1 protein-coding gene is annotated in these 221 nt (G+C 48.9%); it reads right to left on the bottom strand.

The genetic code is table 11. From position 1 onward, the window contains the following. On the bottom strand, positions 1–181 hold a 181-nt coding region (locus A3756_RS03940; RefSeq protein WP_231875478.1), incomplete at its 3' end, for a hypothetical protein. Positions 182–221: the final 40 nt, after the last annotated feature.

The raw sequence follows: 221 nt of genomic DNA on the forward strand, positions 1-221 counted from the left end.
AGGCTTGACCAATATGTTGCTGTAAAGGTAAAACAAGTAGTGGCGGAATGCCCGCCTCAGTAATCGCTGTCTCGCTCGATAGCGACTTCATTTCCGCCGGGTGAATACCACCATGAAAGTCTGATAAGGAACGTCCACTCGTGGCAATGATCTGTGTATTGTTCTGTGTCATGGCACTCATACAGACTGCACCTCCACAGGCTGAGACTTATCCGTAGCAA

The sequence above is a fragment of the Oleiphilus sp. HI0086 genome (assembly GCF_001635225.1).